15 protein-coding genes and 1 pseudogene are annotated in these 12,963 nt (G+C 62.3%); 4 read left to right on the forward strand and 12 right to left on the reverse strand.

The annotated features are described in order from the left end of the window. Positions 1-233: 233 nt before the first annotated feature. The 4 genes and pseudogenes from I6E60_RS03490 to I6E60_RS03505 form a co-directional block, all read right to left on the reverse strand. Positions 234-836, reverse strand: a complete 603-nt coding sequence (locus tag I6E60_RS03490; protein ID WP_197178917.1) for a DUF1684 domain-containing protein — start codon at positions 834-836, stop codon at positions 234-236. A 20-nt stretch (positions 837-856) separates the two neighbouring features. Then, positions 857-1,741, reverse strand: a pseudogene (gene ligD / locus I6E60_RS03495) (non-homologous end-joining DNA ligase); the annotation flags it as partial. Positions 1,742-1,790: 49 nt separating this feature from the next. Next, on the reverse strand, positions 1,791-2,783 hold the full coding sequence (locus I6E60_RS03500; RefSeq protein WP_197178919.1) for a DNA topoisomerase IB: 993 nt from the start codon (positions 2,781-2,783) through the stop codon (positions 1,791-1,793). Positions 2,784-2,845: 62 nt separating this feature from the next. Continuing rightward, a complete protein-coding gene (locus tag I6E60_RS03505; RefSeq protein WP_231601115.1) occupies positions 2,846-3,352 on the reverse strand; it encodes a hypothetical protein in 507 nt (168 codons plus the stop codon). 101 nt (positions 3,353-3,453) lie between these two features. On the opposite strand from I6E60_RS03505, the gene I6E60_RS03510 reads away from it, so the two are divergent. The 3 genes from I6E60_RS03510 (at position 3,454) to I6E60_RS03520 (ending at position 5,557) form a co-directional block, all read left to right on the forward strand. After that, positions 3,454-4,512 (forward strand): NAD(P)-dependent alcohol dehydrogenase, encoded by a 1,059-nt coding sequence (locus tag I6E60_RS03510; protein WP_197178920.1) that lies wholly within the window; start codon positions 3,454-3,456, stop codon positions 4,510-4,512. Between the two features lie 114 nt (positions 4,513-4,626). Beyond that, complete coding sequence (locus I6E60_RS03515) at positions 4,627-5,169, forward strand: 2-phosphosulfolactate phosphatase (protein ID WP_197178921.1); 543 nt, start codon at positions 4,627-4,629, stop codon at positions 5,167-5,169. A gap of 85 nt (positions 5,170-5,254) precedes the next feature. Further along, positions 5,255-5,557: a DUF427 domain-containing protein gene (locus I6E60_RS03520; RefSeq protein ID WP_197123043.1), complete on the forward strand. Its 303-nt coding sequence runs from the start codon at positions 5,255-5,257 to the stop codon at positions 5,555-5,557. 24 nt (positions 5,558-5,581) lie between these two features. Here the strand turns inward: I6E60_RS03520 and I6E60_RS03525 are convergent, their stop codons facing one another. The 8 genes from I6E60_RS03525 to I6E60_RS03560 form a co-directional block, all read right to left on the reverse strand. Next, positions 5,582-6,244 (reverse strand): CGNR zinc finger domain-containing protein, encoded by a 663-nt coding sequence (locus I6E60_RS03525; RefSeq protein WP_197178922.1) that lies wholly within the window; start codon positions 6,242-6,244, stop codon positions 5,582-5,584. 51 nt (positions 6,245-6,295) lie between these two features. Next, entirely contained in the window at positions 6,296-6,763 is a 468-nt protein-coding gene (locus I6E60_RS03530; protein WP_197178923.1) for a SprT-like domain-containing protein, read from the reverse strand. A gap of 24 nt (positions 6,764-6,787) precedes the next feature. After that, positions 6,788-7,477 (reverse strand): signal peptidase I, encoded by a 690-nt coding sequence (locus I6E60_RS03535; RefSeq protein WP_197178925.1) that lies wholly within the window; start codon positions 7,475-7,477, stop codon positions 6,788-6,790. Beyond that, positions 7,470-8,324 (reverse strand): hypothetical protein, encoded by an 855-nt coding sequence (locus tag I6E60_RS03540; protein WP_197178927.1) that lies wholly within the window; start codon positions 8,322-8,324, stop codon positions 7,470-7,472. Before I6E60_RS03540 ends, I6E60_RS03535 begins: the two co-directional genes overlap by 8 nt. After that, positions 8,315-9,271 (reverse strand): hypothetical protein, encoded by a 957-nt coding sequence (locus I6E60_RS03545; protein ID WP_197178929.1) that lies wholly within the window; start codon positions 9,269-9,271, stop codon positions 8,315-8,317. Before I6E60_RS03545 ends, I6E60_RS03540 begins: the two co-directional genes overlap by 10 nt. Before the next feature lie 41 nt (positions 9,272-9,312). Continuing rightward, positions 9,313-9,894 (reverse strand): TasA family protein, encoded by a 582-nt coding sequence (locus tag I6E60_RS03550; protein ID WP_197178931.1) that lies wholly within the window; start codon positions 9,892-9,894, stop codon positions 9,313-9,315. Between the two features lie 94 nt (positions 9,895-9,988). Continuing rightward, positions 9,989-10,540 (reverse strand): alternate-type signal peptide domain-containing protein, encoded by a 552-nt coding sequence (locus tag I6E60_RS03555; RefSeq protein WP_197178933.1) that lies wholly within the window; start codon positions 10,538-10,540, stop codon positions 9,989-9,991. Between the two features lie 348 nt (positions 10,541-10,888). Then, complete coding sequence (locus I6E60_RS03560) at positions 10,889-11,755, reverse strand: spermidine synthase (protein ID WP_100388164.1); 867 nt, start codon at positions 11,753-11,755, stop codon at positions 10,889-10,891. A gap of 79 nt (positions 11,756-11,834) precedes the next feature. On the opposite strand from I6E60_RS03560, the gene speB reads away from it, so the two are divergent. Beyond that, positions 11,835-12,848: an agmatinase gene (speB, locus tag I6E60_RS03565; RefSeq protein ID WP_197178935.1), complete on the forward strand. Its 1,014-nt coding sequence runs from the start codon at positions 11,835-11,837 to the stop codon at positions 12,846-12,848. The last annotated feature ends 115 nt before the right edge of the window (positions 12,849-12,963 follow it).

The following is a 12,963-nucleotide window of genomic DNA, read 5'->3' on the forward strand; positions in this document are numbered from 1 at the left end:
TCAAAATGAACGTGGCAGTGCTGATCTACACCGACCCAATCAGGCGTTTCGCACGGGTGCGGCACACAGGTCAGATCTCGAACTTTCGTTCGGCGCGGATTACTCCAGTTCGCCGGAGAAAGTTTTCTACGAGCCGCACGTTTCTGATTGACGTGGGCGAGAAGAGGGAAGCGTTCTACGACGCAGGGAAACACAATTGTTTCGCAAGTAACCCCAGCGTAGCAGTTATGCCTCTAGTAGCGCTCGCCTACCGGCACTTGCCCAGCCAGAGTATTGCCGGCCTGCGCGAGCGGGCACGCCCACGCCGGGTCATAGGCGCATGACGGGTTGTACGCAAAGTTGAAGTCGAGCACGAGCGACTCGGGGGTACTACCCGGTCCGAGATCGGCACCCTTGACGGTGTCGAGAAGGTAGCGGCCACCACCGTAGGTTCCACCCTTCACGCGAGAAAGAGCATCCTTCACGGGGATGAAGATGCCGCCGCCATACGAAGCAAGGCGCCACACATCGAGCGAGCCAACCGAATCAATCTCGACCGTGCCCAGCAGGTCGAACGGCACCACGCCATCCGTTCCGGTCTCGACGTTCATGCGGCGACCGTCGCCCGGAACAATGGATGCCTCGAAACGCCAAGCGGGATCGTAGGCCTCGAACGGCAGCCCCTTAAAGCCGCGCACGTCCTCCGGCAAGAGCGGCGAAGCTGGATGCGTGGCAAACATCTCATCTCGACCCGCCCGCCAAGCGGCGTGGGCGCTCGCGGCATCCGGGTTCTCGCGGATAGCGGCGTAGAGAGCAAAGTTGCGGCGGCGCCAGTCGGCTACCTCAAGGGCGGTCATGGCTTCAGGTTATCTCGCGCAGCCGACAGTGCGGCGAGCGGATCCTCGAGCTGCGTCACCCGTTCCATCACTTCGCGGTACCCCAGTTGAGCAAGGTTGGGGTCGGCAAGTTCGTGCCAGGTGCGCGGCGTTGCCACGGTGGGATGGAGGCGCCCGCGCAACGAATACGGCGTCACCGTGGTCTTGGCGGCACTGTTTTGGCTCCAGTCGACGAGCACCTTGCCGGGGCGCAGCGAACGCTTCATGTCGCTGACGACGAGGTCGGGATGATCGGCCTCTAACGCTCGCGCAAGCTCGTGCGCCACCGCTGACATCTTCTGAGAGTTGGAGCGGCCATCGAGGCCTGCATACACGTGGATGCCTTTGCTCCCGCTGGTCACCGGCACCGGTTTCAGATCCATGTCTTCCAATAGCGCGCGAGCGTAGCGCGCGACTTCGGCGCACTCGGGCAGCCCGACGCCCTCGCCGGGGTCAAGGTCGAGCACTAGCCGATCGGGATTCTTGGGCTGGCCGTTCTTGCCGAATCGCCACTGCGGAACATGAAGTTCGAGGGCAGCCACCTGAGCGAACCAGGCGAGAGTCGCGCGGTCGTTGACGAGCGGGTACACGTTGGAGTGGTCTTTGTGTTTCATTGTGCGGCGAGCAATCCAGTCAGGCGCGAAGTTTTCGAGGTTTTTCTGAAAGAAGAAAGCGCCCGGGTTCTCAGCAGTTCCTACCCCGTCAACCCAGCGCTTTCGGGTGGCAGGGCGGTCGTGGGAGTGCGCGATGACCAAGTCGGCGACGGCGTCGTAGTACTCAAGAACGTCGGCTTTGGTGGTTCCCGTTTCTGGGTAGAGCACCTTGTCGAGATTGCTCAGGGTGAGGGAGTGGCCGTCGATGGTGATGGCCTGCCGTGAGTGCGCCATCCGTTCAGAATGCGCTCAAACCACTCGCCACACAAGGCCAGCGTTTGACTCAGTCGCGGGAGATTAACAGACGCACTTCACTTTCCGCGGAGGCGAGACGGTGCGGATCGATGGTCTCACCCGCCGAGAACAGGTCAACGATGCGGGGATCGACGTAGCTTTTCTTCGCGATGGCGGGCGTATTGCCGAGCACCTCCGCGGCGGCCTCCATCGCCTCTCGGATGACGCGCGAGCGTGCCCGTTGGCTCAGTTTCTTCACTGCCACGTCGGATGCGGCTGCGCTCACCGCCAGACTTGATGCCGCCGCAATCGTGCCGCGCAGCGTGCGAAAGTCCTTGGCGGTGAAGTCGCCACCGGTGCGTTCGCGAACGTAGTCGTTGATGTCCGCAGCGGTCAGCGACCGGCGCTCGCGGCCCTCCCGCCACGACAGTACCGATGCATCGGGAGCACTGCGCAGGCGTCGCCGGATGAACTCGGCGAGATCGGCATCCACTATTTCGCTTTCCCACTGCTGGCCGCTCTTGCCGGGAAAACAGAGTTGCACGCGGTCGCCGATGACGGTGACGTGGTCGCACAGCAGAGTGGAGAGGCCGTGGCTGCCGTGCTCTTCGGCATAGCGTTCGCTGCCGACGCGCAATGAGCCGGTGTCGAGCATCCGAAACGCGGCGGCACGAGTGCGCTCGCGGGGGTCGTCGCTGGAGCGCAAAGTACGGGTGACGACACCGCGGGCGCCGGGGAGCACTGCCGCGAGTTCGAGCGCGCGGTCGAACTTCACGCGATCTTGACGCTCACGCCAGGCCGGGTGGTAGATGTATTGGCGACGGCCTGCCTCGTCGAAGCCGGTCGCAAGCACGTGACCGTTTTCGTACGGACAAATCCACACGTCAGTCCATGCCGGTGGGATGCCCAGCGAGCCGAAACGCGCCTTGAGATCGGCCTCGGTTACTGTTTCGCCAGCAGGGTCGCGGTAGCTGAATCCCCGGCCCGATCGCACGCGCGAGTAGCCGCGCCCTGTTGTATTGCTTCGCCGCAGTCGAGGCACCGCGTGTTCCTTTCGCGCCCACGATTCGGCTCACGCCGACGGCTGAAGCCACAACGGTCAACCTAAAGATTGAGATTAGTTCTTCTTGTTGTGCCCCAACTCCACGTTGGGGCAAGTCGCTGCAGTGCGGCACCACGCCACTGCCAGAAGGCCCAATAGAGCGGCCACAGCAGGGGAGTGAGAATGCCAGCGCTAAAGATCAACTGGTCGCGATACAGAGTTTTTCCCCCGGGAGCGGGGCTGACGGCCATCGTGTGTTCCCACTCGGTGACGAGAGCGAGGGGGCCGCTGAGGCCGCGGCCACGGTCGCGCACGAGGCGAACACCATGAGGGGCCTCCTCGAACGATATGTCGATTACTTGCTGACCAACCGTTACAAGGCCGAGCGCTGCCATATTGACCGGATGCTCGCCGGGCTGCCACAGCTCAGGAAAGCCGCCGACCTCCAAGGATTTGAAGGTCGTCAGCGGGGCCGACACTTGTTGAAACACGTGCGGGCTGCGGATGGCACGCCACGCGTCGTCGGGGTCACAATCGAGTACGAGCTTCAGCAGAACGCGCATAGTCATAGTTTCTACCAGTGCGATTCAGGAATCCAGAGTGGAACAGAAAAGAACCAAGTGGCGCAGGCTCGTCCTAAACTGTGGGCACCGATTCGGCAGGAGCCGCGATGCCCATTCCTCCCCACACGAGTTCGAATCCGAGCACCGCCGGGGCGATACCCGAGACGATGACGGCCGTGACTGCTCGGCGCTATGGCGACACAGATGTCCTGGCGATCGAGACCATTCCGACTCCCGCTGTCACGCCGGGAAAGCTACTAGTGCAGGTGCTTGGTTCTTCCGCGAACGCTCTCGACTGGCGCATCCTGAGTGGCACGCCGCTGTTCGTTCGATTGGTCATGGGGCTGCGTAAACCCAAGCGTCTCAGCCCGGGAGCGGATGTCGCGGGGCGCGTGCTTGCGGTCGGCGAGGGCGTTACCGGCTTCGCGATCGGAGATGCTGTCTTTGGCGAGGCAGCCGGCGGAGCATTCGCCGAGTACGCGTCTGTCACCGCCAAGAACTGTGTTGTGCTGCCGGCGGGCGTCGACTTCGTGGCGGCCGGAGCAACGCCGGTCGCTGGCCTGACCGCGCTGCAGGGCTTGCGACGCGAAGGCGCAGTGCAGCCCGGTGACCGCGTGCTCATCAATGGTGCAGCGGGTGGAGTCGGCACGTTTGCCGTGCAGCTCGCTCGCATTCTCGGCGCAACGGAGATCACTGCAGTCTGCAGCGGTCGCAACGTGGAGCAATCGCGGGCCTTGGGCGCTACGCGCGTCATCGACTACGAAAGCGAGGACTACATCGCGGCCGGCGGCCAGTACGACGTGGTCTTCGACCTCATGGGCAACCGAACCGCAGACGAGCTGCGCAGCATCCTTGCTCCCGGCGCCCGCGTCGTGGGAGTCAGCGGCCCCATGACCAACCGGTGGGTCGGCCCCGTCTTCCACCTGATGCGCATGGGGCGGGCCTTCAAAGGGACGGATGTCTCCTTCCACCAGTTCACCGCTGCACCCACGCCCGACGACCTCACCTACCTGGCCGAGTTGCTCGCATCCGGCGAGCTCGTTCCCGCGATCGAACGCGTTGTCGGGCTCGACGGAGTCGTTGACGCGATCGACCAGATCGCCTCCAGCCATGGCAGCGGCAAGGTTGCGGTCGTGCCGAGTGGGGCTCCGAACCCTGCTGAATAGCTGCGTGATTTCGTCATTGCAGCGATGCGGCAGTCCGCAGCCGCCCGCCCGCGTCTGATGTCACATTCTGTAACCCAACGTGACCGAGACGACCGCCGCGTTTAACCTCAAGAAGTGAACGATCCCCGCACCCAACCCCAGTACCAAGTTCGCTTTGGCTTCGGCGGCGCCCAAGCGCTCGAGCTGAGCACCGGTGCCGACGTTGTCGTGTGGGCGGATGCTCTCGCCGACGGTTCAACGCCCGCCCCCGAGTTGCCCGGAACATTCTCGATTCTCAGCGCCGGCACCGGGGCAGCCAAGGCCGTCGCCGGATGGGTCATCGCGCAACAAGAACTCAAAGGTGACCGCTTCACCGTCGCCGTTATCGCTGCCGGAAACGCGCACGGCGGGTTCACCGTCGACGACCTCCTCGCGGCGGGTGCGATCGTAGATGCTCTCGCCGATGCCGGCATTGACTACATTTCGCCGGAAGCGGCATCCGCCGTCGCTGCGTTTACCGGCTTGCAGCCTGCCCACAACCACCTGCTGTCGGCGAGTACGGCAGGCCAGCTGCTGATTCAGGATGCCGGACGCGGCGCCCTCGATGAGGCCATTGTCAGCAACGCTGCAGCCAGTTTTGCCATCGTTCAGCACAGTCGGCAACTCGTTCGGGAATGACCCTCGCGCTGTGAGCGTTGAACCGAATAGTCACTGACTGAGCTACCTGTCATTGACTCACGACATCGACTCAACGGAGGACAGTATGAAGGCAGTAATCGGCGACACCGTCATCGCAGAAGCACCCAAGGAAGATCTCCTCAAGATTGAGGGCAACTGGTATTTCCCGCCGGCCAGCGTGAACCACGAACTGCTCGAGAAGAGCCCCACCCCGTACCACTGCCCGTGGAAGGGTGACTGCCAGTACTTCATCGTCAGCGCCAACGGCCAGAAGTTCCAGGACCGCGCTTTTAGCTACCCGAACATCCTCCCGGGAGCCGCAGAGCGCGTCGGCAAAGACTTCTCCAACTACGTCACCTTCTGGAAAGAGGTTCAGTTCGTCGACTAATCGACAACTTTCTCTAGTGCGCAGTTAGCGTGCCGCAGTGCGGGCACGATGGCTGCGCACTTTTGCGCGGTTACCGCAGCGCTGCATCGAGCACCAGCGGCGGTTATTGGAGCGGGATTCGTCGTAGAAGACGAGAGCGCAATCGTCGGCAGCGCACTCCCGGATGCGTTCGTGCTGCTCTTCGCCAAACAAGAAGACGGCTTCACGCGCCATCGTCGCGAGGGCTTGGCCGGTGCGAACGCGCGTGCGGCCTGCCTGCAGGTTTCCTCCCGCTAGCCGCGGGGGAACATCCGGGGTCGCCGCGAACAGGTTGATGATGTCGATCTGCTTCGGGTCGGGGTCACCGTTCACGCTCAGCGTGGTGGCGATCGACGCAATCGCTTCGCGTAGACCCTTCGCATCCGTGAGGTCACGATCGGTGACGGTGCCATCGCAGGCTTCAAAGCGACCCTCAAGCCACGTCGCCAGATCGGCTGGGGTGTGCAGGCGCTCCCACTCGGGATTGTTGCCCATCGCACCGGTGTAGGCGAAGTCGAGCGCGCGGGCGCCAGAATCGAACCACCACTGACGTGACGTGCGCGACTTAAACCATTGGCCAGTCGCACCGCCGGCGTTGTCGCTCGCGGGCGTGTTGGCGGGCATGGTTCTGGGCGTGCCAGTAGGAGTGGTGGTTTCGGGATGCTGCACCTAACCATTATCGCCGGTTACGCGACACCCCGTGACCGAGTGCGCTCGCGGCTACCCGCGAGGCCGCGACACAACCCGGTGCACCCAGTCGATGCGGTTGGCCGTGCTGAAGCGACGGGAGCACAGTCCGCACGCCAGCGGCCGGGTCGGTTTGCGGTAGCGAAAGTGTTGGTGGCCTGCCGGGCAAGTACCAACCCAGGGCGCGAATTCATCGGCGATGGCTCCGCCGTGCAGGCGTTTTCCCTCATAGCCGAGCTCCTTCGCAATGACCTTCCACTGGGCCCCATGGCCGGCACCGGGGCCAGCCATCGCGTGCGCAATCTCATGCAGCAAGATTTGGTGGATCTCGTCATCCTCATACCGCGCAGCCAAATACCGCGACACCGAGATGCGCTTATACGTGAAGTTGCAGAGCCCGGCGCGTGTTTTGGCGTTGTCAAAGGTGAACTGCCAGCTGTCATCCAAGTGCAATCGGATGAGCGCATCAGCCCACACGCGCACTCGGGAAAGTTCAGCCACCTGTTGAGGCTAATCGAAAAAGTTCTAGCCCAACCGCACGCGGTTATCGACCGGCTCGACCGCATCCGCGTCAGTTGCTGCTTCGATGGATGCCGCCCGATCGGCTTCGCGCTGAGCTCGCGCCCGGCGTCGCTTGCGCTTGCGGGCGCTCGAGATGACACCGCTGGCGATCATGAAGCCGGCATACACGAACAGCGCGATGGCGATGACGGGAACAAGCCACGTCGTGGCGCTGCCGTTCACGAAATTGCTGACGTAGCCAATCCACGGAACGCTGTACCAGAGCTTGCCCTGCACCTGAACAGGCAGCACTTGCAGTTCGTCGGCGACGTCATTGTTGTCGCCCTTGAGCGTAAAGGTGCGGGTGCCGTCGCTCGAGTTGGTGATTCCGGTGACGCGGTGAGTAATGACACCGGCCTTGCCTGACTCGATTTGGTAGGTGATGACATCCCCAACGATGATCTCGTTGGTGTCGATGGGCTTGACGACGATGAGCGTTCCCGGGGGAAGGCTCGGTTCCATCGAGCTTGTCAGCACGGTGAGGGGCTGCGCGCCCGCGAGGTTGGGGATGATGATGACGAGGGCGCCGACGAGTAACACCAAGGCGAATAGTCCTCCGCTAATACCCATGCCGAGGTAGTAGAGAACTCCGTGCGATCTTTCATCGTCTGTGACGTTGTTGCGAGCGTCTGCGCGCGTCGAAATCTTAGACATCGTCAGTCTCCTTTCGCGAGCGACGACCGACGAGCCACGAAATGCCGGCGCCGATCAGCGCGGCCAAGAACAGGATCAGTACAAGGTACTCCTGGTAGAGCCGCCACGAGTTGGGGTCAAGGTTGAATGAGGTGGGAAAAGTGGGGGTGAGGCCTGACGCCGTGTCGTCCGCAGTGTCGGCTATCGCAGGGCTGGGGCTCGGAGTGGGGATAGGCAGCGTTGATGAGCTTCCGGCTCCCGTAGCTGTTGTACCGGTTCCGTTCGTTGGCCCGGGAACGGCGGGAACCACCGGAACCGTCGAGCCTGAGTTTTCGCACTGCGTTGCAGGCAAAGTTCCCGGCGTCGTATCCGAGAGGGTGAACCGCAGCGATACGGATGCCGTCGCTCCTTGACCCTGCGAGCCAGTCAAGTTGCCGAGGGCGAGAGTTGCGGTCACGGGCACGGTCTGTCCGGCGGCAATGGTCACGCCCTCGTTGGTCACGAGGCAGGGCGAGGCTCCGCTGATGGCGTGGGCTGAGCCCGCATTGCTGGGAGTACTTGTTGTCACGCTGAGCGCGTTCGCGAAGGTGGCATCCGAGTAGGACACATCTTGCATCGTGACGCGGAGGAAGCCCGCGGCGGTGCCGGTGTTGCGCACGTACACGATGTCACTTTGGCTGTCACCGGGGCTCAAGAGTGCGATGCTGTCGAAGATCACACCAGGGTAGGTGCGGGCGAAGCTCACGCCGTCATCGCTCAGCTCAACGACGCCAACACCGGTCGCGGCGCTCGCGGGAGTTGCCCCGAGAACGACGCTCAGCGCCACTATTACTGCGAGGCCGGATGCCCGGCGAAGTCCTAGCCGCATGCGATACCACTATTGCCATTGCGTGGTTGCAGCGAGATCGCAGTTGAGCTGGCAGAGGTGGATCCATTGGAAGCGACCGCTCGCACGGTCAGGTTTCCAGAATTCCCGCCGCTTGCGCCATTCCCGGTGTCAGTCACGATTGCGTTGCCGCTATTGTTTCCTCTGTTGGAGATGAGCGTGCTTGTGTTCGTCGTGTTGCCAATCAAGACATTGTCGAGATAGACGTTGTAGCCGCCGTTGGGTGCTGTGAAGCCGCTCGGAGTAGTCCACGAGAGGGTGATGTACTCCTTGTCGTTCTCCACGTTTTCGCACGAAATGGCGGTCGGTGCGTTCGGGACAGTGGACTCGAACACGCTCTGCGTGATCGTGCGTTTCGCTTCGGTCTGGCTGTCAGTTGCAATCCACGAAGTTCCAGCGTTCGTGCGAACAGTGAGCGTCGCTGTGAGCGACTTTCCGGCGTCAGCAGTCATGTTGCCGGTAAAGGTTGTTGAAGCACAAAGAATGGCGGAACTAGAGGGATTGATCGAAACAGGGAGCCCGCTGAGCGACACCGTCCCGGAGCTGAGCGTGGTGGACACGATTGGGGTGCTGGTGGCGCAAGCGGTGCTGCTGCCGACCCAGAGCTTCAGGCTTACGAGTGATCCGGTGAGCGTGCTTGTGCTGCTGCGAGCGATGACGAGGTCTTTCAACGATGTCGCCACCGAACCCGTGTTCTGAACAACGATCGATTTCGTGACCGTTTGATTGCTCGCGGTGTAGGTGGATGGCCCGAGGGAAGAAAACGTGGACGCTCCAGCGCTGGTTCCGGTGGTAACTGCTACGGATCCGGTAGTCGCGGTCGCGGTTGTGGAGGACGATGCAGTCCAAGCGGCAAAGCTGATGCCAGAGACCAGAGTAAGAAAGACGGCAACACCCGCGATGATCGACATCCGGGTGGAGCGTTTCATGCCTCGGTATCCCACCGTGGCGGCGCTTTCTCCTGATCGGATCACGGCTGCACCCCCGAAATCGTTGCGGTGATGGCAACGTTAGTCGACTGGGCACTCGCAGGAGCGTTGTCGGGAAGGGCAACAACGAGACAGGCGCTCGCGGAGGCGCCAGCGGCGAGCGTGCTGCTCAGCGTTCCCGTAGGCGTTCCGGAGGTGGGGCATGCGCCGTTGGCGACGGAGATCGTGAAGGGGTTCGTCGTTGAGGAACCCGTTGCGGCAGCAGCGATCGCTGCTGAAAGCACGAGGGGCACGTCACCCGTGTTGGTGATGGTGAAGGTGCCGGTGACTGAGTTGCCCGGTGCGAGTGTTGACCAGTTCAACGACTGCGTGCCGACCGTGAGCGCGGCTGTTCCGGCGCTCAGAGTCGGCTCGGGCGTCGCGGTGAGTGAAGAGTTGAGGTAGGCGTAGGTACCGCCGGTGCCGACCAGGCCAAGTGACACGGCGATGGTGAGCACGGCGAGTGCTTTCACGACGCCAAGAGTTCCTCCGCCGAAGATGGCGAGGGGCGATGCTGCACGGCGCTGGTGGCGACCGTTAACCACGTCAAGGCGGTGCGAGCCGCGAACTGTTGAAGAGTCCATGGTGCACCGCCTTTCGATGAGAGAAACTGCTGTGAAATGTGAAGAGGATTGTCGGGTGTGCGTCCCCCCAGGCCGCACACCCAACCGGGTAAAACTAGTTTTGCGTGAGTGTGATGGTGAAGCCGCTCAGCGATGCCGCGCCGAGCTTGGAGCTGTTCTCGGCTCCGGCGGTGGCGCTCTTCGGGTACGTGATGGTGACAGAGACAACGACGGGCTGTGTGCCAGCGGCTGCAACGACGCTCGACGTGGCTGCTCCGTTGACGGTGAAGGTAGCCGACTCGGTGAGTGCTGCGGCGAGCGCGGTGTCTGCAGCGGATGAGCTTGCTGCGGTGATCGCGGTGGCGCCGAGTGCAGCGGTAGCGGCGAGGTTGTCGCCGGTTGCGGTCACGTTGAAGGTCTTGGTGTAGGTGACGGTGTCACCCGGAACGATCTTGAAGCTGGCGGGCGACGCGACGGTCGCTGCGGTGCCGAGCTTCCAGCCGTCGGTCGAGCCGCTACCGGCTGCGATGTCGAGCGTGCCAGCAGCGATGCTGCCGGGCGAAGCGACGGTTACTGAGGAGTTCCACGTAGCGAGGGTTCCTGCTCCACCGAGGAGAAGGGCGATTCCTGCTGCACCTGCGATGGAGCCTTTGACGAGCTTGTTCATGATTTCCTTTCGCGGCGCAGCGGAGCAGGCCGGGATGAGTGTGGTTCGGGTTGGTCGGGATTCAAGAAGCTGTCTGCTGGTTTCGGGTTCCTGCATCTCAGGTGAGAAGAAACGAGGTTCGGGCCTCGCTCTCAACTTCCTAAAAACGAATCTACTTGTCCTCCCTAAGGAGGACAGTCCCCAGTAATGGGGGGCAGGCTATGTCCGCACCATGGGGGACTAGACACACTCGTTTGGGGGACGAAATACCCCGTTTTTACGGGGTTGTCGCCCAAAAACCGCGAAAAGGGTACAGCGCTTGTACCCCGAAAGTCTCAGAAAAATCGGGGTACAAGGGGACAGATCTGTCTATCCTCTACCCGGTTTGACCTGAAAAATATTTTTGGATGGGGGTGGAGATTTCACCGCAGTGGCGTCTGTGACCACCGGAGAGCTGCCAATAAAGTCCAAAAGTTCCACTCCGGCGACCACTTTTGAGGGGTGCGGGCCACCGGCAAGAAGCCGCGGCATCCAATGCAGGGGCAGTGCTGAGGGTGAGCCGACAAGCACGATGTTGCCAAAACGACGCCCCTTGAGAATCTGAGTCTCGGCGAGCGCGGCCACATGGCCGACCGTGTGCTTGAGCGTTGCGGCCTGACTGCGTGCGAAAGCGAGCCCTGGGCCGTCAGCAACGTTGACGACGACAACGCCCTCGGGAGCGAGCAGCGTCATCGCTTCCTCGTAGAACTCAACACTCGTTACATGGGCCGGAGTGCGGGCGCCGCTGAAGACGTCTACGACAAGAAGATCGACGGCTCCGCGCATGCCTGCCGGAAACTTCGCCAGCACTTCCCGGGCATCGCCGTGACGAACGCGAATGGATGCCCGCTTCGACCACGGAAGTTCGGCGCGAACAAAGTCCACGAGATCTGATTCCAACTCCACGACCTGTTGGCGTGAGCCTGGACGTGTGGCCTCGACATAGCGGGGCAGGGTGAGGGCGCCGCCACCGAGGTGAATGGCCGTGATGGGGGCGCCGGGTTCTGAGAGCTGGTCGATGACGTGGCCCATGCGCTGCACGTACTCGAAGAACAGCTGGCTGGGGTCGTCCATGTTGACGTGCGACTGCGGGGTGCCGTCCACGGTCAAAGTGAAGGCGCCATCCTGCCAACGGTCAGGGGCAATTTCGGCAAAGTGGCCGCTCAATTTCAGGGTGGTGCTGGGATGTTCGGCCATGGCATTGACTTTGCCACACTCCGTACAGACATGCAGCCGCGCTCGCGGGCGCCAGAACCGCTGGGCGGTACGGTGAAGCATGGCCGATGTGAACCGCGAACTCCCTCCCCACCTCAAGGCGCAATTGAACGCGCAGTCCTACGTGGGGCCGGCAACGTTCGGAATGCGACCGATGCTGAGCGAGCCAGAGCAGCTCGATTCCTGGAAACCGGATGTCGCGGTCGTAGGTGCCCCCTGGGATGACAGCACCACCAACCGCCCCGGTGCCCGCTTCGGGCCTCGTGCTTTGCGCGCCAGCGCCTACGACCCCGGCACCTATCACCTCGATCTTGGTGTCGAGATCTTCGACCACCTCGACGTTGTCGATTACGGGGATGCCATTACGAGTCACGGAATGTGGGAGCTATCGAAGGCGGCCATCTTCGATCGCGTCTCTCAAGTTGCCAGTCGTGGCATCATCCCGTTCATCATCGGCGGAGATCACTCCATCACGTGGCCGGCAGCCACTGCGGTTGCCGAGCACCACGGTTTTGGCAATGTGGTCATGATTCATTTCGATGCCCACGCCGACACCGCGAACATTCTCGAGGGCAACCTCGCCAGCCACGGAACCCCGATGCGTCGTCTCATTGAATCGGGCGCGATCCCTGGCCCCAACTTCGTGCAGGTCGGCCTGCGCGGCTACTGGCCGGGAGAAGAAGATCAGAAGTGGATGCGCGACAACGGTCTCAAACACTTCATGATGCAAGAGTTTTGGGAGCGCGGCGTCAAGGAGATGATTCCCGAGATTATCGCGGCGGCGAAGGCTCGAGCATCCAAGGTCTACATCTCGATTGATATCGATGTGCTCGATCCCGGCTTCGCGCCGGCAACAGGAACGCCAGAGCCCGGTGGCTTCGCGCCCATTGATTTGCTGCGCATTATCCGCCAGATTGTGCTCGAAACGGATGTCGTTGGTTTCGATGTCATGGAGGTCGCGCCGGCCTACGACCACGCCGACATCACCGTAAACAACGCCCATCGGCTCATCTGGGAGGCCTTCGGAGCGATGGCGGCGAAGAAGCGTGCGGCGGGACTCACAGCAAACCCCTAGTCGAATTTGCGGTTTAGGTCAAGAATTGGGTGGACACGGCGCGGCATAGCGGCTTATAGTAGGTCCTTGCGCTCCCAGACAAATTAAGCAGTCATATTGCGGACAGCTGGGTGCC

The organism is Salinibacterium sp. SWN167 (assembly GCF_015864665.1).
Lineage (GTDB): Bacteria > Actinomycetota > Actinomycetes > Actinomycetales > Microbacteriaceae > Rhodoglobus.